General features: G+C 71.7%; 23 protein-coding genes and 1 tRNA gene. 12 read left to right on the top strand and 12 right to left on the bottom strand.

The window, feature by feature from the left end; translation table 11 throughout:
- Positions 1 to 330: 330 nt before the first annotated feature.
- A complete protein-coding gene (locus tag ACY34K_RS17770; RefSeq protein WP_462748080.1) occupies positions 331 to 804 on the top strand; it encodes a hypothetical protein in 474 nt (157 codons plus the stop codon).
- 354 nt (positions 805 to 1,158) lie between these two features.
- Here the strand turns inward: ACY34K_RS17770 and ACY34K_RS17765 are convergent, their stop codons facing one another.
- From ACY34K_RS17765 to phoU, 4 genes are all read right to left on the bottom strand, one after another.
- Positions 1,159 to 1,485, bottom strand: coding sequence for a carboxymuconolactone decarboxylase family protein (locus tag ACY34K_RS17765; protein ID WP_462748078.1), 327 nt, complete (start codon positions 1,483 to 1,485; stop codon positions 1,159 to 1,161).
- A 229-nt stretch (positions 1,486 to 1,714) separates the two neighbouring features.
- The gene (locus tag ACY34K_RS17760; protein WP_462748076.1) at positions 1,715 to 1,897 is read right to left on the bottom strand and encodes a hypothetical protein; all 183 of its coding nucleotides are present in this window, start codon (positions 1,895 to 1,897) and stop codon (positions 1,715 to 1,717) included.
- A 54-nt stretch (positions 1,898 to 1,951) separates the two neighbouring features.
- A complete protein-coding gene (locus ACY34K_RS17755) occupies positions 1,952 to 2,101 on the bottom strand; it encodes a hypothetical protein (protein WP_462748073.1) in 150 nt (49 codons plus the stop codon).
- 104 nt (positions 2,102 to 2,205) lie between these two features.
- The gene (gene phoU / locus ACY34K_RS17750) at positions 2,206 to 2,886 is read right to left on the bottom strand and encodes a phosphate signaling complex protein PhoU (protein ID WP_462748070.1); all 681 of its coding nucleotides are present in this window, start codon (positions 2,884 to 2,886) and stop codon (positions 2,206 to 2,208) included.
- A gap of 212 nt (positions 2,887 to 3,098) precedes the next feature.
- Here phoU and ACY34K_RS17745 point away from each other — a divergent pair, with 212 nt between their 5' ends.
- Together ACY34K_RS17745 and ACY34K_RS17740 are read left to right on the top strand one after the other, a co-directional pair.
- Complete coding sequence (locus ACY34K_RS17745; RefSeq protein ID WP_462748068.1) at positions 3,099 to 4,361, top strand: sensor histidine kinase; 1,263 nt, start codon at positions 3,099 to 3,101, stop codon at positions 4,359 to 4,361.
- On the top strand, positions 4,358 to 5,038 hold the full coding sequence (locus ACY34K_RS17740; RefSeq protein WP_064067557.1) for a response regulator transcription factor: 681 nt from the start codon (positions 4,358 to 4,360) through the stop codon (positions 5,036 to 5,038). Before ACY34K_RS17745 ends, ACY34K_RS17740 begins: the two co-directional genes overlap by 4 nt.
- 202 nt (positions 5,039 to 5,240) lie before the next feature.
- Here ACY34K_RS17740 and ACY34K_RS17735 read toward each other — a convergent pair whose 3' ends face one another.
- Entirely contained in the window at positions 5,241 to 5,942 is a 702-nt protein-coding gene (locus ACY34K_RS17735) for a DUF461 domain-containing protein (RefSeq protein WP_462748065.1), read from the bottom strand.
- A gap of 644 nt (positions 5,943 to 6,586) precedes the next feature.
- Between ACY34K_RS17735 and ACY34K_RS17730 the strand changes: the two genes are divergently transcribed.
- The 6 genes from ACY34K_RS17730 to ACY34K_RS17705 all read left to right on the top strand — a co-directional run bounded on the left by ACY34K_RS17730 (position 6,587) and on the right by ACY34K_RS17705 (position 12,873).
- Entirely contained in the window at positions 6,587 to 7,069 is a 483-nt protein-coding gene (locus ACY34K_RS17730) for a CarD family transcriptional regulator (protein WP_003953493.1), read from the top strand.
- A gap of 275 nt (positions 7,070 to 7,344) precedes the next feature.
- Positions 7,345 to 8,133, top strand: coding sequence for a 2-C-methyl-D-erythritol 4-phosphate cytidylyltransferase (gene ispD / locus ACY34K_RS17725; RefSeq protein WP_462748063.1), 789 nt, complete (start codon positions 7,345 to 7,347; stop codon positions 8,131 to 8,133).
- A complete protein-coding gene (gene ispF / locus ACY34K_RS17720; protein ID WP_462748061.1) occupies positions 8,123 to 8,626 on the top strand; it encodes a 2-C-methyl-D-erythritol 2,4-cyclodiphosphate synthase in 504 nt (167 codons plus the stop codon). The genes ispD and ispF overlap by 11 nt, the downstream gene beginning before the upstream one ends.
- A gap of 121 nt (positions 8,627 to 8,747) precedes the next feature.
- On the top strand, positions 8,748 to 10,142 hold the full coding sequence (gene cysS / locus ACY34K_RS17715; RefSeq protein ID WP_462748059.1) for a cysteine--tRNA ligase: 1,395 nt from the start codon (positions 8,748 to 8,750) through the stop codon (positions 10,140 to 10,142).
- 63 nt (positions 10,143 to 10,205) lie between these two features.
- On the top strand, positions 10,206 to 11,156 hold the full coding sequence (gene rlmB / locus ACY34K_RS17710) for a 23S rRNA (guanosine(2251)-2'-O)-methyltransferase RlmB (RefSeq protein WP_462748057.1): 951 nt from the start codon (positions 10,206 to 10,208) through the stop codon (positions 11,154 to 11,156).
- A 106-nt stretch (positions 11,157 to 11,262) separates the two neighbouring features.
- Positions 11,263 to 12,873 carry a DoxX family protein gene (locus ACY34K_RS17705; RefSeq protein WP_462748055.1) on the top strand — a complete coding sequence of 537 codons (1,611 nt, stop codon included), beginning with the start codon at positions 11,263 to 11,265 and terminating at the stop codon, positions 12,871 to 12,873.
- Positions 12,874 to 13,108: 235 nt separating this feature from the next.
- On the opposite strand, the gene ACY34K_RS17700 is transcribed toward ACY34K_RS17705, so the two are convergent.
- The 3 genes from ACY34K_RS17700 to ACY34K_RS17690 form a co-directional block, all read right to left on the bottom strand.
- A complete protein-coding gene (locus ACY34K_RS17700; RefSeq protein WP_462748053.1) occupies positions 13,109 to 13,831 on the bottom strand; it encodes a nucleotidyltransferase family protein in 723 nt (240 codons plus the stop codon).
- A gap of 49 nt (positions 13,832 to 13,880) precedes the next feature.
- Positions 13,881 to 14,291: a hypothetical protein gene (locus tag ACY34K_RS17695; RefSeq protein WP_462748052.1), complete on the bottom strand. Its 411-nt coding sequence runs from the start codon at positions 14,289 to 14,291 to the stop codon at positions 13,881 to 13,883.
- Positions 14,292 to 14,519: 228 nt separating this feature from the next.
- Positions 14,520 to 15,617 (bottom strand): ABC transporter ATP-binding protein, encoded by a 1,098-nt coding sequence (locus tag ACY34K_RS17690; protein ID WP_462748050.1) that lies wholly within the window; start codon positions 15,615 to 15,617, stop codon positions 14,520 to 14,522.
- A 184-nt stretch (positions 15,618 to 15,801) separates the two neighbouring features.
- Here ACY34K_RS17690 and ACY34K_RS17685 point away from each other — a divergent pair.
- Positions 15,802 to 15,875, top strand: a tRNA-Thr gene (locus ACY34K_RS17685).
- 60 nt (positions 15,876 to 15,935) lie between these two features.
- On the opposite strand, the gene ACY34K_RS17680 is transcribed toward ACY34K_RS17685, so the two are convergent.
- Positions 15,936 to 20,402 (bottom strand): caspase, EACC1-associated type, encoded by a 4,467-nt coding sequence (locus ACY34K_RS17680; protein WP_462748048.1) that lies wholly within the window; start codon positions 20,400 to 20,402, stop codon positions 15,936 to 15,938.
- A 260-nt stretch (positions 20,403 to 20,662) separates the two neighbouring features.
- The gene (locus ACY34K_RS17675) at positions 20,663 to 22,054 is read right to left on the bottom strand and encodes an NAD(P)/FAD-dependent oxidoreductase (protein ID WP_462748046.1); all 1,392 of its coding nucleotides are present in this window, start codon (positions 22,052 to 22,054) and stop codon (positions 20,663 to 20,665) included.
- A 50-nt stretch (positions 22,055 to 22,104) separates the two neighbouring features.
- Between ACY34K_RS17675 and ACY34K_RS17670 the strand changes: the two genes are divergently transcribed.
- Together ACY34K_RS17670 and ACY34K_RS17665 are read left to right on the top strand one after the other, a co-directional pair.
- Entirely contained in the window at positions 22,105 to 23,007 is a 903-nt protein-coding gene (locus ACY34K_RS17670; RefSeq protein ID WP_462748290.1) for an aminoglycoside phosphotransferase family protein, read from the top strand.
- Between the two features lie 25 nt (positions 23,008 to 23,032).
- Positions 23,033 to 23,503 (top strand): N-acetyltransferase family protein, encoded by a 471-nt coding sequence (locus ACY34K_RS17665; RefSeq protein ID WP_462748044.1) that lies wholly within the window; start codon positions 23,033 to 23,035, stop codon positions 23,501 to 23,503.
- Between the two features lie 21 nt (positions 23,504 to 23,524).
- Here the strand turns inward: ACY34K_RS17665 and ACY34K_RS17660 are convergent, their stop codons facing one another.
- Together ACY34K_RS17660 and ACY34K_RS17655 are read right to left on the bottom strand one after the other, a co-directional pair.
- Positions 23,525 to 24,523, bottom strand: coding sequence for a zinc-binding dehydrogenase (locus tag ACY34K_RS17660; protein ID WP_462748042.1), 999 nt, complete (start codon positions 24,521 to 24,523; stop codon positions 23,525 to 23,527).
- Between the two features lie 44 nt (positions 24,524 to 24,567).
- The gene (locus ACY34K_RS17655) at positions 24,568 to 25,746 is read right to left on the bottom strand and encodes an NAD(P)-binding protein (protein ID WP_462748039.1); all 1,179 of its coding nucleotides are present in this window, start codon (positions 25,744 to 25,746) and stop codon (positions 24,568 to 24,570) included.
- Positions 25,747 to 25,899 lie beyond the last annotated feature (153 nt).

The raw sequence follows: 25,899 nt of genomic DNA, 5'->3' as shown, positions 1-25,899 counted from the left end.
GGCACTCTCAGTCTCAACGGCAGTCTCGTCCGAAGATCCCGAACCGGCCTCGAAGGATGGCGCCTCTAACCTGCGGGTGATCGTTGGTAAATGCGAGGTCGACCATGCGGAGTGATGCAGCCTATGGGCCGTGCGTGGGCCAATAAGAGGAACTCTCCCGGGTGGCCGAGGCGTCTGCCCAGGTCAGAGGCAAGTTGGGTACTGAAAGCACAACGCTTATGAAAACCGCTGTGGTGTCGGGTCTCTGGGGAATCGCCGCCCCCGGCAGGTGTGTCGGTCGTGTCGGTGGGGAGAGCAGGACCGACAGGCAAACAACGGAGGGGACGTTTCGTGTCGGCATGGGAGCTAAAGGCTGCAGCGCAGGCCAAGCGGGCCGAGAACCGGACGGGCGACGGCCAGTTGACAGACGCGGTTGGAGAGGGCCTCGCTGCTGTGACGTACGCAGTGCTACGGGGCGCATTCTTGGCCCAGAGGCCACGTGTCTGGTTGGACACGCGAGGCTCATCAGTCAGCACGTGGGTTCGGGGCGAGGACATCGTGAGCGCCCGCGTGCGCGAGGCTGACGACGATGCGGATGGACAGTTCGTCCTAGAGGTTTTCGTTCCTGGCCTGTCCACTCCTGATAGGTGGTTGACCGTCGCCACAGGTACTAGCGAGTGGTTCGAGCTGAACGCGGCAGAGCGATTGCTAACTCTTCTGGAAGAGACGGCCCGGAGCGAAGACGACGAGCCGCCGGCAGTCTTCGTGACTATCCAGGGAGAGACAAACGACAAGCGTGACCTTGCTGTGGACCGCAACTATTGACGCAGAGGCGCTGGTGCCGGACCTGCCTGCGCAATGACGACTGCGCTCGCAGGGGCCGGCCGCGGCCGCTGCTCCTCTTAGTCAATGAGACCCAGGGCGGCGCCTCCGGGCCCACTCTGGGCCCTCCGAGGACGACCAACGACGACAGACAACGACCACCAACGACCACCCGACTGCTGGTCAGTTGGGGTGGCCACCTCTCTGACCAGGGACAAAAATCGGGCCCCCCAGACCCAGGGCAAGAAGAAGTAGGTACGGAGGGACAAGCCCCCTGTCCGCGGTTCTTCCGCCGACAGGGGGCTTGTCGCTTGTTGCCGGTGAGGCCGCCGCCAGGGCGCGGGGGCAGCCCGGTCGCTACGCCCGGCCCTGGGCCTCGGCGTCGGCGACCGCGATGGTGATGCCGAGGGCTTTGGCGATGTTGCCCGCCGCCGTCATGACGCGGGCCGTCCCCACGACGGGGGCGATGGCGACGAGGACGTCCTGCACCTGCTCGGCGGTCACGCCGGCCTGGATCGCGGGGTCGATGTGGGCGACGTAGGAGATCGGCGGCGCGTCCGAAGCGGCGAGCGCGGCGATGCGCGTGAGCATGAACGTTTCCGGTGCCAGCCCGCACCGCTCGATCGAGTCGACCGTCATCGCCGCGAGGGTGTCCAGTACCGGGGTCTCAGAGGTTGTGGCCATGGCAGGCTGTCTCCTGTCGCTGTCGGAAGGGAATCGGCGGAGCCGCACATGTGTGGTGCCCCCGTCGACGGGGTGCGGCGTCCACCGCTCGACCGTAAGTCCGTTCCCCGTGGGTCGCCCGTCGGGAGGACCGTCCGAGGAAGTCGGTCGACAGGCGAGAAGCGGCGCCCGGACACCAGCAGGCCCCTCTCCCGGTGGGACGGGGGCGTTCGCGTGGTGCCGAGTGGTGTCAGTTCTGTCCCGGCGGTGCCTTGCCCGTGGGGTTCTCGTTCGTCTCGATGAGTCCCTTGCCCTTGCGGGTGTCCTGCCGACCGCCCGGCTCCTGCCCGCCTTGGTCGGTGCACACCGGGGTGATCTTGGCTTCGGCGACGCCCGCGGCCGCCGATTCCCCGCGCGAAGGCCGCGGCGGCATGCGAAAGGGCACCGTCCACAGCACTGGACAGGCCCTTTCGCACACCCCTGCGCATCAGCCGCAGCAGCCGCCGCACTGGCACGGCGCGCCCGACTGGCACCCGCAACTGCAGCCGGAGCCGCAGCCGCACGCGCCCAGCACGGGCAGGTGGAGCACTTCGACGGGTGTTTCCTGCTGCGGGTCGGTCCTGGGGGAATCTGCCATGGGTTCCTCCTCGAAGGCGTACGTTCAAAGGCGTACGTCGCCTCTTCCCATTGCATGCCCACCCGACAGGGCGCATCAACGGCGCACAGAGGCCCCGTCGTGTCTCAGGCGCCCTCGACCGGGCTCTCCGCCTGCTGCAGCTCGTCCGCGTGCTCGCCCGTCACCAGGTACACCACCCGCTTGGCGACCGACACCGCGTGGTCGGCGAACCGCTCGTAGTAGCGGCCCAGCAGCGTCACGTCGACCGCCGTCTCGATGCCGTGCTTCCACCGGTCGTCCATCAGGTGCTGGAACAGCGTCCGGTGCAGCAGGTCCATCTCGTCGTCGTCCGTCTCCAGCTGGAGCGCCAGGTCGACGTCCTTGGTGATGATGACCTCCGCGGCCTTCGCCATCAGGCGCTGCGCCAGCTGGCCCATCTCCAGGATCGTGGCGTGCAGGTCCCGCGGCACCGCCGGGTCCGGGAACCGCAGCCGCGCCAGCTTCGCCACATGCTGGGCCAGGTCGCCGGAGCGCTCCAGGTCGGCGCTCATGCGCAGCGAGGTCACCACGATGCGCAGGTCCGTCGCGACCGGCTGCTGGCGTGCCAGCAGGGCTATCGCCCGGGCCTCCAGGTCGTGCTGGAGATCGTCGACCTTCTGGTCGGCCGCGATCACGGCCTCCGCCAGCTTCAGGTCGGCGTCGAGCATCGCCGTCGTGGCGCGCCCGATCGCCGACCCGACCAGCCTGGCCATCTCGACCAGACTCTCGCCGATCGAGTCCAGTTCCTCGTGGTACGCGTCCCGCATGGATGTCCCTCTCTCACTACGACCCACAGGGGGTCCGGGTCGGTCCGGGTGGGGCTCGGACCCCCACGCTCCCACGTTCCGGGCCTGACAAGTCGGGCGCCTCCCTCTCAAGTGAACCGTCACTTGCTCCTTGGTGAACTCTGAGCGACGACTGTTCGAGGAGCCACTCGGATGGCTGGGAGACCCTCCTCGACCCCGCATAACCTGGATGCATGGACGTGAACGCGGCGGTCGCCGCAGCGGCAGCGATCGCCGGTCTCCTGACCGGTGTCATCGCCATGCTGGCGTTCCGCTGGAGCGAGCGCGACCAGGCGAGACCCACCCGCACCTCCCTGCACACCGACGCGGTGCTGCCCCCGGGCGTGGACACGGTCCTGTCCGTGCTCCGCTCCTCCGCGGTCGTCCTCGACGAGAGCGACTCGGTCGTCAAGGCCAGCTCCGCCGCGTACGCGCTCGGTCTGGTCAGGGGCGGCGAACTCGCCGTCGAACCGATGCTGCACATGGCGCGCGACACCCGGCGCGACGGCGAGATACGCCAGGTCGAACTGGATCTGGCCCGCCGCGGCAGTGGCCGGGGCGAGGCCCTCGCCGTCTCCGCCCGGGTCGCCCCCCTCGGCTCCCGCCTGGTGCTGCTGCTCGTCGAGGACCTCACCGAGGCCCGCCGCATCGAGGCCGTGCGCCGCGACTTCGTCGCCAACGTCAGTCATGAGCTCAAGACCCCCGTCGGCGCGCTCTCCCTGCTTTCCGAGGCCGTGATGGACGCCTCCGACGACCCGGAGGCGGTGCAGCGCTTCGCCGGCCGGATGCAGATCGAGGCGACCCGCCTCACCAACCTCGTACAGGAGCTCATCGACCTCTCCCGGGTCCAGAACGACGACCCGCTGGAGGACGCCGAGCCCGTGCCTGTGGACGAGCTGGTCGCCGAGGCCGTCGACCGCTCCAGGCACACCGCCTCCACCAAGCAGATCACCATGGCCGCCGGCGTCACCTCCGACCTGCACGTATGGGGCCACCGCGGGCAGCTCGCGGCCGCCCTGGGCAACCTCGTCGAGAACGCCGTGAACTACTCCCCGGCCCGCACCCGCGTCGGCATCGCCGCACGGCGGGTCAGCGCGCCCGGGGGTGGGGGCACCTCCCAGGCCGAAGGCCGAGGGGGACTGATCGAGATCGCCGTCACCGACCAGGGCATCGGCATCCCCGACAAGGACAAGGAGCGCATCTTCGAGCGCTTCTACCGCGTCGATCCCGCCCGCTCCCGTGCCACCGGAGGTACGGGTCTGGGCCTCGCCATCGTCAAACACGTGGCCGCCTCGCACGGCGGGGAGGTCACCGTGTGGAGCACTGAGGGTCAGGGCTCCACCTTCACCCTCCGGCTGCCCGAGGCGGGCGCCGCCCGGGACCGGCCCGCCGGTCCCACCTCTCATGACATCGAGACCCACACCGATCCGCTCCCTGCCCCGGAGGTCCTTCCGTGACCCGAGTGCTTGTCGTCGAGGATGAGGAATCCTTCAGCGACGCCCTGTCCTACATGCTCCGCAAGGAGGGCTTCGAGGTCGCCGTGGCGACCACCGGGCCCGAGGGGCTCGACGAGTTCGAGCGCAACGGTGCCGACCTGGTGCTGCTGGACCTCATGCTGCCGGGCCTGCCCGGCACGGAGGTCTGCCGCCAGCTCCGCGGCCGCTCGAACGTCCCCGTGATCATGGTGACCGCCAAGGACAGCGAGATCGACAAGGTCGTCGGCCTGGAGATAGGAGCCGACGACTACGTCACCAAGCCCTTCTCCTCGCGAGAGCTCGTCGCCCGCATCCGCGCGGTGCTGCGCCGCCGCGGCGAGCCGGAGGAGGTCGCCCCCGCGGCGCTGGAGGCCGGCCCCGTCCGCATGGACGTGGACCGTCACGTCGTCACCGTCGCGGGCGGCAAGGTCGACCTGCCGCTGAAGGAGTTCGACCTGCTGGAGATGCTGCTGCGGAACGCGGGCCGGGTGCTGACCCGTATGCAGCTGATCGACCGGGTCTGGGGCGCGGACTACGTCGGCGACACCAAGACCCTCGACGTCCATGTGAAGCGCCTGCGCGCCAAGATCGAGCCCGACCCCGGCGCGCCCCGCTACCTGGTCACGGTCCGCGGTCTCGGCTACAAGTTCGAGCCGTAGGCCACCACCCGCCATAGGCCGCGGGGGTCACAGGCCCCCGGCCACCCGCCAGAGGCCGTACGCCACGGGCCACCGGCCGTACGCCTCGGGCCCGTGGGTTCGGGCCCGTGGGTCACCGGCCGGCGTACGCCCGCCGGCCGGAGCGCCGCGCATGCGGAAGGGCGCCCCACCGGTCTCACCGGTGGGGCGCCCTTCCGTGCCTTCAGTGGCCCGCGTGGGACGCGGAGGCCGAGTCCGACGGGGTGTCCGACGCCTGGCCGCCCGCCGGGGCGCCCGGGGTGGTACCGCCGGTCGGGGTGCCCGTGGGGCTGCCGGTGGGCGAGCCCGAGGGGGAACCGGTGGGCGAGCCCGTCGGCGAGCCGCTCGGCTGCTCGGTCGGGGCCTTCGGCACCTCGGTCGGGCCGAAGTCCGCGAAGTAGCTGGTCGCCGGGATGACGAACGCGTTCAGCTTCACGTCGCCGGTCTCGCTGAACTTGAAGACGACTTCCTGGGCGTTGCCGTCCTTGGCCGCCTCCCGGCCCTGGTCGATCACGGCGGACGCGTTGCCCTTGCCGCCGAGGAGGACCGAGCCGCCGGCCGGCACGGTGATCGGGCCGGAGCCGCTCGCCGGGGCGAGCTTGACCGGGGCGTCGGTGCCGGGCAGCTCGATCGCCTCGAGCGTCTGGTCCTTCGAGCCGTTGTTGAACAGCATCGCCGAGACGACCGCCGGACCCACCGCGTCGAGCTTCGGCTGGGTGATGACCGTGGCGTTCTGGATCTGGATGTCGCCGACGGAGGTGGCGGCGTTGTCCGGCCTGATCGTGAGCGTCTCCGCGTCGTTCCCCGCGCCGCAGGCGGTGAGCGAAGCGATCGAGATCACGATGGCGGTGGCGGCGAGGGCGCCGCGTCGAAGGCTGCGGCTCACGGCGGCGGCAACTCCTAGGACGTACGGACGGAGGGACGGGCACTGTCTGTGAAAGGTGCGACGATCCCCGGCGGACTCTCGGGAACGCCCAAGGATCAGTCAGCGGGCTCAGGTTACCGACCCCGCATCCCCGCCCCGCACCCGACCCGCCCCAGCGTGCGTCGGTGCCCAGGACGCCGCCCGAACAGACGGCGCCGATCACGGGGCCGATCACGGCGTCGGCCGCGGCGCCGATCGCGGCTCGATCAGGACGCCGATCGCCGTTCACATAACCGCCTTGATCAATTCCACGATGCCCACGCATTCCTTACGGAAAAGCCCCCGGTGATCAATTCCGGAATGTGGCGCGCCCGGGTCCGAGCGAGTGAACGACGTCCGAACGGAGTACGGGAAGTTCACCGCTTGGAACCCGACAAACCGGGACATTCACCCTTCTCGGTGTCCCTCCAGGTGCGTGTAACGTGCGCGTTTCTGCCTGCCCGCACAGCCGCTCCGACCTGCGAATACCCGCTTCCGTAAGGCCTCCGCAGCACGTTCCTGTCGCTGTTGTCAAGCCCCGAGATATGCCCTGACCTGCGAAAACGCCATTCAGAAGAAGCCGTATCCGTGTTACCCTGGATAGCCACGGAAGGGGTACCTGTCACATGACGTTCAAGGTTGGCGACACCGTGGTCTATCCCCATCACGGGGCCGCGCTGATCGAGGCCATCGAAACTCGTCAGATCAAAGGCGTGGACAAGACCTACTTGGTGCTCAAGGTCGCCCAGGGCGACTTGACGGTTCGTGTGCCAGCGGACAACGCGGAGTTCGTCGGCGTGCGCGATGTGGTCGGTCAGGATGGACTGGACCGGGTCTTCGAGGTGCTGCGCGCACCGTACGCCGAGGAGCCGACGAACTGGTCCCGTCGCTACAAGGCAAATCTCGAGAAGCTCGCCTCCGGCGATGTCATCAAGGTCGCCGAAGTGGTGCGCGACCTGTGGCGTCGCGAGCGGGAGCGCGGTCTCTCCGCCGGTGAGAAGCGCATGCTCGCGAAGGCGCGCCAGATCCTCGTGAGCGAGCTCGCGCTCGCCGAGAACACCAACGAGGACAAGGCCGAGGCCCTCCTCGACGAGGTCCTCGCGTCCTGAGGTGAACCACTGCCGCGGTGCCCGCTGACATGCTGTGACACACAGCTTCGTCGCCGGGCGCTGCGGCATGTTCGGATACGCATCCCCCACGCACCCCCTCAGTGCCCGCACTCCCGATGTGCCGGGCCCGGGCGGCCGACGCGGCTCGCTCGACCGGTGCGTCACGGAAGGGTCCGGTCAGGCGTCGCGCGGCACTCCCCCAACCTTCGGCCGGGGGTGCCCGCAGAGGCCATACCCATGTCGGCCGAGGAAACAAACCTGCCGGAGTGCAACCGATGTCTGACGAAGCGCCCCCCGCGCCCTCTTCGCCCACGGCCTTCGGAGTGGGAGCCACCCCCGCCCCCGCCGGCCGCACCGCCGCGGTGATCCCCGCGGCCGGACGGGGCGTCCGCCTCGGCCCGGGTACCCCCAAGGCGCTCCGCGCGCTGAACGGCACGCCCATGCTGATCCACGCCGTGCGCGCGATGGCCGCCTCCCGTGCGGTGTCGCTCGTCGTCGTGGTCGCCCCGCCGGACGGCGCCGCGGAGGTCAAGAACCTCCTGGACACCCACGCCCTGCCGGAGAGGACCGACTATCTGGTCGTGCCCGGCGGCGAGTCCCGTCAGGAGTCCGTCCGGTTCGGACTGGACGCGCTGCCGGCCGGTATCACCACCGTCCTCGTCCATGACGCGGCCCGGCCGCTCGTGCCCGTCGACACGGTGGACGCGGTCATCGAGGCCGTACGCGACGGAGCCGTCGCCGTCGTCCCCGCGCTGCCCCTCGCCGACACCGTCAAGCAGGTCGAACCGCGCGAGCAGGGCGAACCGGAGCCGGTCGTCGCCACGCCCGAGCGGTCCCGGCTGCGCGCCGTGCAGACCCCGCAGGGCTTCGACCGCGACACGCTCGTCAGGGCGCACAAGACCGTCACCGACAACGTCACCGACGACGCGAGCATGGTCGAGCAGCTCGGCGAGCCGGTCGTCGTGGTCCCCGGCCACGAGGAGGCGTTCAAGGTGACCCGTCCCCTCGACCTCGTCCTGGCCGAGGCCGTTCTCGCCCGCAGGAGGGCCAACGATGGCTTCTGAGCCGCTGCGCATCCCCAGCGTCGGCATCGGCACCGACGTCCACGCCTTCGAGAAGGGCCGCGAACTGTGGTGCGCGGGCCTGCTGTGGGACGAGGCCGAGAGCGACGGCTACGGGCTCGCCGGGCACTCCGACGGCGACGTCGCCGCCCACGCCGCCTGCGACGCGCTGTTCTCCGCCGCGGGGATCGGCGACCTGGGCGCCCACTTCGGGACCTCGCGCCCCGAGTGGTCGGGCGCGTCCGGGGTCACGCTGCTCGCCGAGGCCGCCCGGATCGTCCGGGCCGAGGGCTTCGAGATCGGCAACATCGCCGTCCAGGTCATCGGCGTACGCCCGAAGGTCGGCAAGCGGCGCGACGAGGCGCAGAAGGCGCTCGGCGCGGCGGCCGGCGCACCGGTCTCCGTCTCGGGCACCACCACCGACGGGCTCGGGCTGACCGGCCGCGCGGAGGGCCTGGCCGCGATCGCCACCGCCCTCGTCGTCCGCACGGCCTGACGTCCTCGTCGTCCGCACGGCCTGACGCCGGTCACCCACGGCACACGGCGCCACGGAAAAGTAATGGGCCTCCGCCCCGTACCGGGCGGGGGCACTGCCGTGCGCCCACTACTCTGGAGTGGTGACTATTCGGCTGTACGACACCAGCGCCCGGCAGATCCGCGACTTCACCCCGCTCACGCCGGGCGCCGTCTCGATCTACCTGTGTGGCGCCACCGTGCAGTCGGCACCCCACATCGGCCACATCAGGTCGGGTCTGAACTTCGACATCATGCGCCGCTGGTTCGAGTACCGCGGCTACGACGTGACGTTCGTCCGCAACGTCACGGACATCGACGACAAGATCATCGCCAAGTCCGCCGAGCAGGGCCGCCCCTGGTGGTCTATCGGGTACGACAACGAGCGGGCCTTCAACGACGGCTACGACGCGCTCGGCTGCCTCCCGCCCACCTACGAGCCGCGTGCCACCGGCCACGTCACCGAGATGGTCGAGATGATGCGCGGCCTCATCGAGCGCGGCCACGCCTACGAGGCGGACGGCAGCGTCTACTTCGACGTCCGCTCCTTCCCCGAGTACCTGGCGCTGTCCAACCAGGACATCGACGACCTGCGCCAGCCCGACGAAGGCGTCTCCGGCAAGCGCGACCCCCGCGACTTCGCCATGTGGAAGGCCACCAAGCCCGGCGAGCCCGACTGGGAGACGCCCTGGGGCCGCGGCCGCCCCGGCTGGCACCTGGAGTGCTCGGCCATGGCGCACAAGTACCTCGGCCCCGCCTTCGACATCCACGGCGGCGGACTCGACCTGATCTTCCCGCACCACGAGAACGAGATCGCCCAGGCCAAGGCCTTCGGCGACGACTTCGCGCAGTACTGGGTGCACAACGCCTGGGTCACCATGAGCGGCGAGAAGATGTCGAAGTCCCTCGGCAACTCCGTCCTCGTCAGCGAGATGGTCAAGCAGTGGCGCCCGATCGTCCTGCGCTACTACCTGGGCACCCCGCACTACCGGTCGATGATCGAGTACAGCGAGGAGGCCCTGCGCGAGGCGGAGTCCGCGTTCGCGCGCATCGAGGGCTTCGTCCAGCGGGTCGTCGAGAAGGCCGGCCCCGTCGAGCCCGCGGCCGAGGTGCCGCCGTCCTTCGCCGAGGCGATGGACGACGACCTGGGCGTCCCGCAGGCGCTCGCGATCGTCCACACCACCGTCCGTCAGGGCAACAGCGCGCTGGCCGCCGACGACAAGGACGCCGCCGTGGCCCGGCTCGCCGAGGTCCGCGCCATGCTCGGCGTACTGGGCCTGGACCCGCTCGACCCGAGCTGGGCCGGCGAGTCCGACCGCGGCGAGGACCTCCACGGCGTCGTCGACACCCTCGTACGCATGGTCCTCGACCAGCGGGAGGCCGCACGGGCCCGCAAGGACTGGGCGACCGCGGACGCGATCCGCGACCAGTTGGGCCGGTCCGGGCTCACCATCGAGGACAGCCCCGAGGGCCCGCGGTGGACGCTCGGCGCGCGCTGAGCGCCCGGCGCGGCACACTTCATATATACGTACGCACCACAGGATCCACGAAGTAGGTAGGTCATGGCCGGGAACAGCCAGCGCAGGAACCGCCGCACGTCCAACAAGAAGGGCGCGACGGTCGGCAGCGGTGGCAAGCGGCGTCGCGGCCTCGAAGGCAAGGGCCCGACGCCGCCCGCGTCCGCCCGCAAGGGCCATGTGAAGAACCGCGTCGCCAACGCCAAGGCCAAGCAGGCCCAGCGCCGCCCCGTCGCCCGTCGCGGCGGCAAGGGCACCTCCGAGATGGTCGTCGGCCGCAACCCCGTCTTCGAAGCACTGCGCGACGGCGTGCCCGCCTCCACGCTCTACGTCCAGCAGTTCATCGACAACGACGAGCGGGTCCGCGAGGCGCTCCAGCTCGCGGCGGAGCGCGGCGGCATCAACCTCATGGAGGCCCCGCGCGTCGAGCTCGACCGCATGACGGGGGGCCTGAACCACCAGGGGCTCGTCCTCCAGGTCCCGCCGTACGAGTACGCCCACCCGGAGGACCTGGCCGCGGCCGCCTTCGACGACGGCGAGGACCCGCTCATCGTCGCCCTCGACGGCGTCACCGACCCGCGCAACCTCGGCGCCGTCGTCCGGTCCGTGTCCGCCTTCGGCGGCCACGGCGTCGTCGTCCCCGAGCGCCGCGCCGCCGGCATGACCGCCGGAGCCTGGAAGACCTCCGCCGGCACCGCGGCCCGTACTCCGGTCGCCCGCGCCACCAACCTCACCCGCGCCCTGGAGGCGTACCAGAAGGCCGGCATCACCGTCGTCGGCCTCGCCGCGGACGGCGACGCCGAGGTCGGCGACCTCGAAGCGCTCGGCGGCCCCGTCGTCATCGTCGTCGGCAGCGAGGGCAAGGGCCTGTCCCGGCTGGTCGGCGAGACCTGCGACTTCCTCGTCCGCATCCCGATGCCGGGCGGCGCCGAGTCCCTCAACGCGGGTGTCGCCGCGGGCGTCGTGCTCTACGAGGCGGCCCGCCGCCGGGCCTGACACAACCGCCCCCACCGGGGCATTCCGGGACCCGTCGTGATCTTGACGGGTCTCGGACATTTCCCCGCCGTCAAGGCAGTGTCCTAAACCCGCGTCACTCGGTTAGATGAGTGTGGACACCAGAACGCCCCGGCCCGGATTCGACGATCAGCCCGCGCTGACCATGGTCAAGGTGGATTGCGATCCCGCGCAGGTCATCGTGAACCACGCCAGCTTCCGCGTACAGCTCGCACCCACCCAGAAGCCCCGCTTCTCCGCCGAGACCACCCGCGTCCCCGCGATGAGCGGAGCCGGGCAGCCGGCCCGGCGACGGCCCGTCGTCTGGAGCGGGAAGTCGGCCCCCGGCGACCCCGGAGCCACCGGGCTGCTCCAGGCCGTCCGCGACTCCGCCGCGGTCGACACCCTCGACCCGGCCTTCGCCCCCTCGCTCGACGCCGGCGCCACGCAGGTCATCCCGCGCGTCGGCCTCACCGACGACACCATGCCGAACCCCGTCGTCGGCCACCAGCGCGGCCCCGACGCCCCGCCACTGCTCCCGCCCATGCGCCGGGCCATGAGCGCCTACGACGAACAGGCCGAGCCCACCGCCGCCCACACCGGCGCCCTCGACCTCGACGGCCCCGACGGCCCCGACGACGACGGGACCGAGGAGCGCGGCGGATACGCCGACGGCGCCTACACCGGCCCCGCCCACCGGCACGCCTACTACCCCGGACGGCGCATGAACCTCGGCGTCGTCCTCCTGCCCCTGCGCGTGTTCCTCGGCTTCATCTCCATCTACGCCGGCATGGGCAAACTCTGCGACCCCGTCTACTTCGACGGCGGCGAACGCGGCTCCATGGTCAAGTGGCTCACCTCGCTCCACCCCTGGCCCGCCGCCGAACCCCTGCGCGACTTCGCCCTCGCCCACCCCGTGGGCGCCGGCCTCACCGTCGCCTTCGCCCAGGTCGTCGTCGGCGTCCTGACCGTCCTCGGGCTCTGGCAGCGCGTCGCCGCCGTCTTCGGTGCCCTGCTGTCCGCCGCGCTGATCCTGACCGTCACCTGGCGCACCGTCCCCGTCTACGACGCGCCCGACATCATCTACCTCGCCGCCTGGTCCCCGCTGATCATCGCCGGCGCACCCGTCTACTCCATCGACGGCCGCCTCGCCGGCGAGGCCTGGCGCAAGCTCGGCCCCCGCTCGGCCCTCTGGGACCTGCGCCGCCGCGTACTGCGCCGGGGCGCACTCGTCGCCACCGTCGTCGTCGGTCTCACCCTGCTCATCGGCTCGGTCCTCGGTGGCGCCGTCCGCTCCACCGAGATGGTCACCGTGCCCGGCCCGAACGACGACCCGACCAACCACCTGCCCGGCCAGCCCCTGCCGCAGGAGCCGGGCGAGCGCTCCCCGTCCTCCCGCGAGACGTCCGAGCGGCCCACGCCGTCCGCCTCCACGGAGACCCGCCCGTCCGCCGACGAGTCCACCCCCGAGGAGACCGTCCGCGAGACCGGCCGGGTGGAGGAGCAGCGGCCGACCGCCTCCCAGGGCACCGGCCAGGAGGCGCCGCAGGAGTCCCGGCCCATGGACCCGCCGTCCAGCAGCTCCGGCCCGTCGTCCAGCGGTGGCAACGGCGGCTCCGACAGCGGCGGCAGCGACAACGACGGCGGTGGCGGCGGCTCCGACGACGGCGGCAGTTCCTCCGGCGGCAACCGCAACCCGATCGGCGGCCTCCTCGGCTGACGCCTTCCCCCACCACCCCCCACCGGAAAGGGCGGTCACCGTATCGACGGTGACCGCCCTTTCGCAGTGCCGTCGAGGCCCGCCGCACAGGGCCTGAGCGGGGCCTTCCACGGCGAGCGGGGGCCTATGGGCGAGCGGGGCCTTCCGCGGCGAGTGGGGGCCTATGGGCGAGCGGGGCCTTCCGCGGCGAGTGGGGGCCTATGGGCGAGCGGGGCCTTCCGCGGCGAGCGGGGGCCTATGCGGCGCCGGATCGCGCCGCCAGCTCCTTGGCGGCCTCCTTGAGGTCCTTCGCCGTGTCGATGGCCCTCCAGTACGCCCCCTGCGGCAGCGGGAAGCCCGCCAGCCGCCGCTCACGGGCGAGACGGGGGAACGTGGTGCGCTCGTGGTCGCCCACGTCCGGCAGAAGCGCCGTGAAGGCCGGGGAGAAGACGTACACGCCGGCGTTGATCAGATACGGCGACGGCGGCGACTCGATGAAGTCGGTGATGTGACCGAAGGCGTCCGTCTCCACGGCGCCCCAGGGGATACGGGGACGGGCCAGCGCCAGCGTGGCGGTGGCGTCCCGCTCGGTGTGGAACGCGGCCATCTCACGCAGCGAGAAGCGTGTCCAGATGTCGCCATTGGTCGCGTACCACGGCTCGTCCGGGGCCGGCAGATGCGTGGCGGCGTACTTCAGCCCGCCACCCCGGCCCAGCGGCTCGTCCTCGACAACGGTCGTGATGCGCAACGGCAGTTCGGCGGTCGCCAGCCAGTCGGTCAGGACCTGGGCGAGATGGCCGCAGGAGACGACGGCGTCCGTGACCCCCTCCGCGGCCAGCCAGGAAAGCTGATGGCCGATGATCGGGGTCCCGGTTCCCGGGATCTCGACCATCGGCTTGGGGCGGTCATCGGTGTACGGGCGCAGTCGCGAGCCCTGGCCGCCCGCCAGGACCACGGCCTGCGTCGGAGAGGTGTGCATACCGGCACGATAGGCGCACCCCGGCAGGGAGCGATGCGATCAGCGCCGCTCAGCTCTCGTGCGCGACACCGGAGGCGAAGGAGGTGTCGCAGACGGGACGGGAGTAGGACTGGGCCTGCGCGGGGCCGTACTTCTTGACCGCGGCGCGTCCCAGATCGCGCGCGATCGACATGCAGTACTTGGCGAGCGAGGGGTTCTCCTCGACGGTCTTCTGGAGGCCCGTCAGGGCGACGCCCGGGTTCTTCTCCTGAAGCTCTGCGAGCAGGCGGTCGCGCAGAATATCCTGCGGGGCGCGCGACTTGGCCCGGACGGAGACGTTCTCCGAGGACGCGGTGAGCATCTGCGTCCCGGAGCTGCCCGCCCACGGGACACTGGTGACCGCGAGAGTTCCGGAGAGCACCAGGACGACGGGCAGGACGAGAGCGAGAGTGCGGCCGATGCGGCGTGCTGTGTGGGTCACGAGGTGAGCGTAGCGGTCAGTGATGATTTGGAGACATTTAGTCACCCCTCCGGGGGATGGTTCGATGCTCCTTTTCGAATTGACCGTTGACGAACAGGGTCCGAATTGCCCGTTACGCCGGGGTATTTGTCGACATCCATGATCACTGGGCCCGCCGCGCACGCGGACGGCCCCGCACCGAAGTGCGGGGCCGTCCAGGCGCGTTGACGGCTCTCGCCGTCGGGTGCGTCAGTCGCTGAGGCGCTCGCCCGTCGAGGTCGAGAACACGTGGATCTCGTCCGGACGCGGGACGACGTGCAGCGTGGAACCCTTCGCCGGGATCGACCGGCCGCCGACGCGGACGACCAGGTCCTTGTCCTCCCCGCCCACGCGCGCGGAACCGTAGACGTACCCGTCGGCGCCGAGCTCCTCGACGACATTGACGGACACGGGCAGACCCGCGTGGCTCTCGGATCCGGAGACGTCGAAGTGCTCGGGGCGGACACCGACCGTGACGGTCGTGTCACCACGGTTGGCGGCGGCCGCCAGCGCCTCGCGCGACACCGGGACGACGCTGTTGCCGAACCTCACACCACCGTCGGTGATCGGAACCTCGACCAGGTTCATGGCCGGGGAGCCGATGAAGCCGGCGACGAAGAGGTTCGCCGGGCGGTCGTACATGTTGCGCGGGCTGTCCACCTGCTGCAGCAGACCGTCCTTGAGGACCGCGACCCGGTCACCCATGGTGAGGGCCTCGACCTGGTCGTGCGTGACGTACACCGTCGTGATCCCGAGGCGCCGCTGGAGCGAGGCGATCTGCGTACGCGTCGACACGCGCAGCTTGGCGTCCAGGTTCGACAGCGGCTCGTCCATGAGGAACACCTGCGGTTCACGCACGATGGCCCGGCCCATGGCGACGCGCTGGCGCTGACCGCCGGAGAGCGCCTTGGGCTTGCGGTCGAGGTACTCGGTGAGGTCGAGGATCTTCGCGGCCTCCTCGACCTTCTTGCGGATCTCCGCCTTGTTCACGCCGGCGATCTTGAGGGCGAAGCCCATGTTGTCGGCGACGGTCATGTGCGGGTACAGCGCGTAGTTCTGGAACACCATGGCGATGTCCCGGTCCTTCGGCGGCAGGTGCGTGACGTCGCGGTCACCGATACGGATGGCACCGCCGTTGACGTCCTCCAGGCCGGCGAGCATGCGCAGGGAGGTCGACTTTCCGCAGCCGGACGGGCCGACGAGAACGAGGAATTCGCCGTCCGCGATCTCGATCTCGAGCTGGTCGACGGCGGGCTTGGTGCCGCCCGGGTAGATCCGGGTCGCCTTGTCAAAGGTGACAGAAGCCATGGTGATGCGGTCCCTTCACCGGCAGGAACGTGCCGGACGATCCGAGTAAAGGAATGGAATCGGTCTAGTCCACGTGAGTGAACTTCCCGTGACGCTACCTGGCGGCGGGCGATATGTCAGCAGTTCCCGGACCGGGAAATTTTCGACCGGGAGGCGGCGGTGTCCGGTTACACTCGTCCGCAGTGCCTCCTTAGCTCAGCTGGCCAGAGCACCGCTCTTGTAAAGCGGGGGTCGTCGGTTCGAACCCGACAGGGGGCTCCGGCAGACCGTGTCCCGGACCGCTCAGGTCCGGGACACGTGCATGTCCGGCCCTCCTCGTCAGCGCGACGGCGCGGGAGGAAGGCCGGGGCAGACGCGCCGCCAGGGCACGCCCGGGGCGATGGCCCTCCACTGCGCTACCGTCGGGTTCGCCCCGGCGATGCGGCAGGCGCGGGAGACGGGATCGCGCAGGGTCGTGCCCAGCGCGGCGATGCGCCAGTGGCTCGCGATGTCCGATTCGTCGTACGTGGTCAGGACGGTGGCGTCCGGCGAGACCGCGAGGTCCTCCACCTCGTCGTCCAGGGTGATCGCGGCGAGTTCGTGCGGTGCCGCCCGGTCGGTCAGGTCCCAGAGGAGGACCTGGGCTCCGGGGCCGTTGCCCGCGAGCAGCCGTCCGTCCTTGCTGAACGAGTAGCGCCCCAGATCGATGCCGTTGTCGAGTCTGCTCAGGAAGCGGGGGTGCTTCCGGTCGGCGACGTCGAAGAGGAGGCCTCCGTCGAGCCCCGAGAACACCAGGGTCCGGCCGTCCGGCGAGAACGTCACGGGCAGGGCCGTCAGGGTGATGCTCTTGTCATCGGGATCGGGCAGGTCCGGCAGCCGCTCGGGGGCCCTTCGATCGGTGATGTCGTACAGCGTGCTGTTGACCACGAGAGTCCGCGCCCGGGGATCGAACAGAACGCTCGGGCGGTCGGTCCGGGTCTCGACGACGCCGAGTCGCTCGGGGCCCCCGGGGCGGGCGATGTTCCACAGGGTCGCCTTGTGGTCGGCGCCGACCGCGAGCAGATCACCCCTTGGCGAGAACGCCATGTCGACGCCGGTGCCCGAGGTGGCGAGCCGCTGCCGGAACGCCAGGGCGGGCCGGGCGGGGTCGGCCACGTTCCAGACGGCCACCGTGCCGCTCGGCCCCTCGACGGCGAGGCGGCTGCCGTCCGCCGAGAACACCTGCCGTCCGCCCCTGAGACGGGCGGGCGCCTCGACACCGACGACTGCCGCCGCCCGTCCCGCGGAGGGGCCGGTCAGCGGGATCAGGCTCAGCTCGCGTTCCGTCGTGGCCACGGCGAGGAGCCGGCCGTCGGGGGAGAAGGCGTACGGCGTGACCAGTTGCAGCTGGCGGTCGTACGGCGGGATGGCCGGCGCGACGGGCCGGGCGGCGAGTGTGGGCGTCAGGCGGTCCGTGAGCGACCAGAAGAAGACGGAGCCGTCGGTGTCGCCGCTGGCGAGGGTGCGGCCGTCGGGCGAGAAGGCCAGGGCCGAGACGGTGGTGTCGTGTCCGGTGAAGACGGCCGAACGGACGGGCACTCCACCGGAGACGTCCCACAGCGTCGCGCCGTGGTCCGTGCTGCCGATCGCCAGCCGGCGGCCGTCGCGGCTGAACGCGAGCGCTTCGGTGGATCCGCCGTGTCCACTGATCACCGCGGTGCGGCGGGCGGCGGCCGGCCTGGAGACGTCCCACAGCCGGACCTGAGCGTCGCTGGAGGAGACGGCCAGGGTGCGTCCGTCCTCGCTGAAGACGGCGGCTCGCGGCGCGCCGCCCGTCCCGTCCAGTGCGCCGAGGGCCCGGGGGCGGCCCGGGGCGCTGATGTCCCACAGCTCCACCGTCCCGTCCTGCCAGCCCAGAGTGAGTAGGTCGGCTCGCGGCGAGAAGGCGATGGCCCTGACGTTGCTCTGCCGCTGGGGCAGGGTCGCCCGTGCGCGGACGGCGCCGCGCCCCGGATCCACCGACCACAGGGTGGTCTTGTCGGCGGAGGTGGCCAGCATCCGCCCGTCCGGGCTGAACTCCGCCTGTTCCATCAGCCTGGCCGCCGGGATGAGAGGGCGGCCCAGCGATGCCGGGGCCCGGCCACCGAGGGCGAACCGGCCGACGCGGTAGGGCACGCCGCCGCCGGCGAGGAGGAGGGACCGGCCGTCACCGATCCAGAGCGCGGGATCACCCGGCAGGAGGGACTGCTCGGCGGCGGCGTCGGCCCGCTTGCGTGGCTGGTCGGCGCCGGAGACGTCCCACAACGCGGCGGTGCCGTCCTCGTCGCCCACGACGAGCGTCCGGCCGTCGTCGCTGTAGGCCAGTCCGTCGACGGTGTCGCTGCCCTCGATGGAGCCGGTGTACTGGGTCCCGGAGAGGACGTCCATCAGGGTCGCCCGGCTCTGCGGCGTGGGGTCGTCCCTGTACGCGGCAACGGCGAGCAGCAGCGCCGACTTCGGGTCCGTGGCGATGTTCGAGCGGGCCGCCGCCTGGAGTTGGCGGTTCAGCGCGGTTTCGCTGCTGGCCCTGGCGTTCGAACGCTGCTGGACGGCGATCCCCGCGGCGATCAGCGCCAGGCACAGGACCCCCGCGAGTGCCCCCGCCAACTGCCGGAGCCGGCGCGTCTGACGCCGCTCCTGTGCGAGCAACTGCTCCAGTTGGTGGGCGCGGAGCCGCTCCCGTTCCCGTTCCGCGCTCTCCACGGCACGACTCGCGTCGATGAAGGCACGGTCGAGGGGGCGGAGCAGCTGCGCGTGCCGTTCCTTGCGCAGCCAGTCGAGGACGGCGGCCAGCCGGCTGCCGCGATAGCAGTACTCGTCGTTCCGTTCGGCTCTCTGCCAGGCGTCGGCGGCCTCGGCGAGCTGTCGGCGCATGACCAGTGCCGCCCGGTCCTCGTCGATCCAGCGGCGCAGTCGGGGCCAGGCGCGCAGCAGCGCCTCGTGGGAGATCTGGGCGCTGTCGCGGTCGACGGTGACCAGGCGGGCGCGTGCCAGCCGGTCGAGGACGAGGCCGGTGCGCTGCCGTCGGCTTTCGGTCCGGCCGCCTTGCAGTTCGTCGAGTGCGACTCGGCGGCGTACCGGTTCGTCACCGATGCCGGCGAGGCCGACCAGGTTCAGCAGGAGTTCCCGGAGCGTCTGTCGGCCGGGTTCGGTGAGCTCCTCGTGGATGGTCTCCGCCGTGTGGGCCACGGATTCCCAGATCCCGCCGGTGGCGGCGTATCCGGCGAGGGTCAGTACCGCACCTCGGCGACGGACCCAGGTCTCGCGGAGCGCGTGGGCGAGGAAGGGCAGCGCGGAGCCGAGGTCGCGACCACCGCCTTCCCTGGTGTCTCGCAGCAGCACGTCGGCGAGCCGGTCCTCCAGTCGCAGTCCGGCGTCGTGCGCGGGGCGTTCGATCGCCGCGCGCAGGCCGGTCTCGTCCATGGGCGGCACGTTGAGCAGCCCTGTGTCGAGGGCCCGGACGAGTTCGGGGTGTGCGAGGCAGCTGCCGTAGTGGTCGGCGCGCAGGCCGAGTACGACACGAGTGCCGTCCTCGCCGGGTTCCGCGCACAGTGCCCGGACGAAGCGGGCGCGCTCCTCGGGGTCCTGGCAGCTGGTGAAGATCTCCTCGAACTGGTCGACGATCAGCAGCCTGCAGCCGCCGTCCGGCAGTCTGCCGTCGGCGAGTTGCCGTTCGGCCTCGGCGCGTGGCATGCCGGACGCCTCCGCCCAGAGCGCCGCGAGGGCTCGCAGGGGGTGCGGGCCCGGAGAGGTGAGGAGGAGCGCGGGCCAGGGCGTGGCGGGATCCTGCTCGTACCGGCGTTCCAGTCCGGCCAGCAGCCCTGCCCGGAGGATGGATGACTTTCCTGTGCCCGAGGCGCCGACGAGGACGATCGGTGGGCGCTCGGCGCGCTGCGTCACCGCGGTCAGCAGTTCACGGACGAGGGCTTCGCGGCCGAAGAACCGTGCGTGGTCCTCGGTCCGGAACGGCTCCATGCCGGGGTACGGGCAGGTGCTGTCGTCGGCCGGATGAGCGGGGAGGTCGTCCCGGGGCGCGGCGGCCGTGGGATAGGCGCGGTTGGCGGCCAGGACGAGTTCGCCGGCGCGGTCCTCGCTCCTCCGGTGCGGGCGGACCGGCCCGTGCTGGAACTGACGGTCCAGGTGCGCGTACGCCGCGTCCAGGGTCAGCCATGCCGGTGCGGCCGGGTCGCCTCGGTGGAGCAGGTTGATCAGCTTCCCGGTGAAGAGGGTGTGCCGCTCGCCCTCCGGGGCGAAGGAGACCGCGAAGTTGGACGCGGAGGTCAGCAGGAAGCTGCCGTCGGGCCTGGCGGAGACGAACGGGTCGCGGACGGGGGTCCGGGAGGCGACGTCGGCGCGGCCCGAGAAGCAGCAGTCCAGGATGACGGCGGTGCGGCCACCGCTGTCGCTGAGCGTGTCCTTGACGGACCGGTAGGAGACGGAGCGGGCGACGCCGGTCGAGGTGCTGGCCCCGGTGGCGAGGTACAGCTGGTCCTGGGGACCGAGCAGACCGTGCCCGATGTACACGAAGAGCACCAGGCCGCGGGCCCGGGCCACGGCCTCCTCGACGGCTTCCAGTACGACGCCGTCGTCCGCGGGGTCGACGATCAGGGCGATGTGCGACGGGTCCATGCCGCAGACCTCGTGGAGCGCGCGGGCGAGGTCCTGGGCGGTGGCCTCGACACTGGGCAGCCCGGGGAGTCCGGATGCGCCGGTGTGGCGGCTGGTGCCGACGACCACCGCGCGTGCCGCGGGGCCCGTGAGGTCACCGGTGCGACGCGGTGTGGTCACGGGAGCGGCCGTCAGCGTCCGGGCGCGGACGGTTCGACGGCCGGCCGGGCTTCGGGCCCGGTGGGCGCGGTGGGGGCAGCAGGTCCGGAAGGCGCGGTGGGGCCGCGACCGTCCCGCACCGTGATGGAGATCTGCATGGGCCTCCCACCGTGAGCAGCGAGGGGGTTACGGAGCGTAAGTATAGGGGGCGTGGGGGCTGTTGCGGCAAGAGGCCCCGGACGGATGCGTCCGGGGCCTTCGTACGGGGCGCGGCCGGTGGGTCAGTGGCGACCGGAGACGCGGTCGGCGAGGACGGCGATGCGGTCCGTGCCGGCGCTGTGGGTGGTCGACTCGCGGCGGTCGGCGGTGCGGTAGGCGGCGTACATGCCGTGGACGCCGAGCCAGCGGAGGGGCTCCGGTTCCCATTTGCGGACCTTGTGGTCGACCCAGGGCAGGGTGGTCAGGTCGGTGGGGCCGGACTGACCGGAGTCCTGCTGGATCAGGTCGCGCAGGGTGCGGCCGGCGAGGTTGGCGGTGGCGACGCCGGAGCCGACGTAGCCGCCGGCCCAGCCGAGGCCCGTGGAGCGGTCGAGGGTGACGCCGGCGCACCAGTCCCGGGGGACGCCGAGGACGCCGGACCAGGCGTGAGCGACGGGGGTGCCGGCGAGGACGGGGAAGAAGCGGACGAGTATGTCGCGCAGGGCGTCGATGGTGGCGGGCTGGGTGCGGCCGTCGTTGTCCGTCTTCGAGCCGTAGCGGTAGGGGATGCCGCGGCCGCCGAGGGCGATGCGGTCGTCGGCGGTGCGCTGGGCGTACATGTAGGCGTGGGCCATGTCGCCGAGGGTTTCGCGGCCGTTCCAGCCGATCTCGTCCCAGAGGGCGGCGGGGAGCGGCTCGGTGGCGATCATCGAGGAGTTCATGGGGAGCCAGGTGCGCTTCTGGCCCTTGATGGTCGCGGTGAACCCTTCGGTGCAGCGCAGGATGTAGGGAGCGCGGACGGTGCCGTACGGGGTGACCGCGTGCTTGGGCTTGATCTCCGTGACGGGTGTGGACTCGTGGATGGTGACGCCGAGGGCTTCGACGGTGGCGGCGAGGCCCTTGACGAGCTTGACGGGGTGGATGCGGGCGCCATGGGGGGTCCAGGTCGAGCCGACGGCGCCGGTGACGCGTATGCGGTCGGCGGTTTCGCGGGCGCCGAGGAGTTCGCGGTCGGTCTGGCCGAAGGCGACTTCGACGGTGTGGAAGGCCTTGAGGCGGGCGAGTTGGGCGGGGGTGTGGGCGACTTCCAGGACGCCGCCCCGGTGGATGTCGGCGTCGATGTTCTCCTCGGCGGCGATCTTGACGATTTCGCCGACGGTGTCGTTCATGGCCTGCTGGAGGCGGACGGCCGCGTCGTGGCCGTGGGCCTTGGCGTAGCGGTCGCGGCCCGCGATGCCGTTGTAGAGCCAGCCGCCGTTGCGTCCGGAGGCGCCGTATCCGCAGAACTTCGCTTCGAGGATGGTGATATTGAGGAAGGGAACGGCTTTTTTGAGGTAGTACGCGGTCCACAGGCCGGTGTATCCGCCGCCGACGATGCAGACGTCGGCCGTGGTGTCGCCGGGGAGGGGTTCCCGCGGTGCGGGGGTGCCTTCCTGTGCGTACCAGAACGATATGCCGCCGTTGACGGTGTTCATGTGGGTCCTCGGTTGCGCCGGTGGGGTGGGGGGCGTGTGCCGGGACGTTACTGGATGGGGTGCGTGTGATCGAGGTTCCGGCCGCGCTGGCCGAGTCGCAGGTGGAGTTCGGCGGTGAGGCCGGGCGGGCGTTCGTCGAGGCGTTGCCGGGGCTGGTGGAGCGCTTCCTGGAGGAGTGGGGGCTGCGCAGGACGGGCCCGGTGATGAGCGGGGCGGCCTCGCTGGTGGTGCCGGTGTCGGTGGCGGCGGACGGATCGTCGGCGGCGTTGAAGCTGCGGTTGCCGGACGAGGAGACCGAGGGGGAGGCGGCGGCGCTGCGGGCCTGGGACGGCGCGGGTGCGGTGCGGCTGCTGGCGGAGGATCCCGGGACGGGGGCGCTGCTGCTGGAGCGGCTCGACGAGGGCCGGCATCTGTCGGTGGTGGAGGACGCGCGCGAGGCCACGCGGATCCTGGCCGGGCTGATGGCGCGGCTGGTGGCGGTGGAGGCGCCGGCCGGGATGCGGACGCTGGGCGACATCGCGGCGGAGATGCTGGCGGACGTGCTGGAGGCGCTGGGGGAGCTGGCGCGCGAGGAGGACCGGCGGCTGGTGCGGGACTGCGCGGTGGCGGTGCGGGAGGTGGTGGGGGAGCCGGGGGACCGGTTGCTGCACTGGGACCTGCACTTCGACAACGTGCTGGCGGCGGAGCGGGAGCCGTGGCTGGTGATCGATCCGAAGCCGCTGGCGGGCGATCCGGGGTTCGAGCTGCTGCCGGCGCTGTGCAACCGGTTCGATCCGGCGGAGGTGCTGTGGCGGTTCGACCTGCTGACGGAGGTGCTGGGGCTGGACCGGGAGCGGGCGAGGGCGTGGACGCTGAGCCGGGTGCTTCAGGACGCCCTGTGGGACGTGGAGGACGGGGAGAGCGTGCTGGTGGGCGAGCGGGTGTCCGTAGCGCGGATATTGCTGGCGCGGTAGGGCGGGGACCGGTCAGGCTGCGGTCATGATTCGTACCGCTGTAATTGATGATGTCCCTGTCATTCACGCGATGGTCCGTGAGCTCGCCGCCTACGAGAAGGCTCCGGACGAGGCGAAGGCCACCGAGGAGCAGTTGCGGGAGGCGCTCTTCGGCGAACGGCCCGCGGCGTTCGCGCACATCGCGGAGTCGGACGACGGCGAGGCGGTCGGCTTCGCGCTGTGGTTCCTGAACTTCTCGACGTGGCGCGGGGTGCACGGGATCTATCTGGAGGATTTGTACGTGCGTCCGGAGGCGCGGGGCGGTGGCCACGGAAAGGCGCTGCTGACGGAGCTGGCACGGATCTGTGTGGCGCGGGGGTACGAGCGGCTGGAGTGGTCCGTGCTGGACTGGAACGCCCCGTCGATCGCGTTCTACGAGTCGCTGGGCGCGCGGCCGCAGGACGAGTGGACGGTGTACCGGCTGACCGACGGGGCGCTGGCGGAGCTGGGGTCGTAGGGACCTGACCCGGCCTCGCTCTCAGGGGACGAGGACGACTTTGCCCATGGTGGCCCTGGTTTCGAGGGCGCGGTGGGCGGTCGCGGCCTCGGCGAGGGGGAAGCGCTGGACGGCGGGGTGGAGGCGGCCGGTGGCGGCCTCGGCGAGGGCGCGGAGTTCCAGGTTGCGTACGTCTCCGCCGGCCTTCTGGAGCATGGCGGGGCCGAGGACGCCCTCGGAGGTGATGCCGCGTTCGGCGAGTTCCTCGTCGGTGAAGGTCAGCGGGCTGCCGTCGTGGAGGCCTTCGCCGGACCAGCCGAAGACGATGTGCTGTCCGCCCTTGCCGAGGAGGTCGACGGCGGCGCGTCCGGTGGCGCCGCCGACGGAGTCGAAGACGACGGTGGCGTGCCGGTCCCCGAGGTGGGCGCGGACCTGGGCGGGCCAGTCGGGAAGGGTGTAGTCGACGGCGAGGTCGGCGCCGTTGGCCAGGACGCGGGCGACCTTGCCGGGGCCGCCGGCGAGGCCGATGACGGTGGCGCCGGCGTTCTTGGCGTACTGGACGAGGAGGGTGCCGATTCCGCCGGCGGCGGCGGGGACGACGGCGACGGAGTCGGGGCCGAGTTCGGTGAACTGCAGGATGCCCATGGTGGTGCGGCCGGTGCCGATCATGGCGACGGCTTCGGCGTCGCCGAGGCCGTCGGGGATCTCGTGCAGCCTGGTGGCGTCGGTGACGGCGAGTTCGGCGTAGCCGCCGGGGGCCATGCCGAGGTGGGCGACGACGCGCTTGCCCAGCCAGGCCGGGTCGGCGCCCTCGCCGAGCCGGTCCACGGTTCCGGCGACCTCGCGGCCGGGGATGGTGGGCAGTTCGGCGGGGGCGGGGAAGGGGCCGGTCCGGCCTTCGCGGAGGGCGGTGTCGAGGAGGTGCACACCGGCCGCGGTGACGGCGATGCGGACCTGGCCGGGGGCGGGGGTGGGGTCGGTGGTCTCCTCGTACAGCAGGTTCTCGGCGGGCCCGAAGCTGTGGAGGCGGATGGCGTGCATGGCGGCTGCTCCTCTCGTGGGGTGTCGCGGAACAGCCTTCAGCCTCAAGCGCGCTTGAGGTCAAGGGGCTTGGTGCGGGTGGCCTTGATGGCGAGGGAGACCGCTTCGACGGCGCTGTTGAAGGACACTTCGGCGAGTACGCCGGGGGCGGCGACCTGGTCGCCGACGAGGTAGACGCCGTCGCCGCGGTCGATGGCGGGCCTGTCGCGCCAGGTGCTGCCGGGGTGGTCCACGGCTCCCGTACGGCCGGTGGCGAGGGCTTCGCGGCGCCAGACGGCGCGGTCGCGCCAGTCGGGGAAGCCCTTGTCGAGAAGGCGTTCGGCGTGGGCGATGCCGTCGGCCTTGGAGGCGTGCGGGGCGATGGGGAACTGGCCCTGGAGCAGTTGCTGTCCGGCCGGTGCGAGGGACGGGTCCTGGGCGGTGAACCGTTCAAGCCAGGCGGGTTCGTCGAGGTCGGAGATGGCGAACGGGTCGCCCTTGCGGGTGCGTAGCGCGAGGTCGAGAAGAGCGGTGCGGCCGCTGTCCCAGGTGAGGGCGGGGTCGCCGAGGAGGCGGCGGGCGGCGTCGAGGGAGGTGGCGACGATGACGGGGCCGTCGGTGGGGAGTGTGTCGACGCGGGAGGCGGTCTCGATGCGTACGCCGAGGTTCCAGGCGCGTTCGATCATGCGGTCGATGACCTGGCCCCAGCCGCCGCGGGGGTAGTGGGCCTCGGGCGGCAGTGCGGCGGCCCGGCGCAGCCGCTCCTGGACGAACCGGGCGGACAGCGAGCCGGGGTCGTGGTGGAAGAGGGCGACCGCGCTGTAGTGGGCGGCGGCGAGGGCGGCGTCGGGGCCGGCCTGGGTGGTGGCCCAGGTGAGGAAGTCGGTGTCGACGGGGGCCTGTTCGGCCCGTCGGCGGGTGAGGCGGAGCATGCCGAGCGGCGGGGTGCGGCGCAGTGTTCCGCCGCGGTGGAAGCGGAGGCGGGCGGCTTCGGCGGGCGGGAGGGGTGCCATGGGGCCGAGCAGGTCGCGCAGGCCGAGCCAGGTCCAGTGGGGGCCGCGGAAGTAGAGGGCGTGGGGGCCTTCGTTGGTGAGGTAGGGGCCTTCGGCGGTGCGGGCCCGGCCGCCGAGGGTGTGGTGGGCTTCGTGGAGGGTGACTCGGGCGCCGGCCTCGGCGGCGCTGATGGCCGCGGTGAGTCCGGCGAAGCCGCCGCCGATGACGGTGACGGGGATGCGGTGGGGCATGACGTCTCTCCTCTGGGCGGTGGCCCGGGCGGGGGCCTGTGCGGTGCCTCGGTGATGCGGTCTCGAAGAGGAGACCGGTCGAGGGGTGCGCGTTGTGACATCGGCGGTGGGCCGTTGTCCGTGGCGTGCGTCACTCCGCCCGGGAGCGTCGGG

This window comes from Streptomyces sp. STAM6 (assembly GCF_054963715.1).
This window is presented reverse-complemented; position numbering and strand designations above follow the sequence as displayed.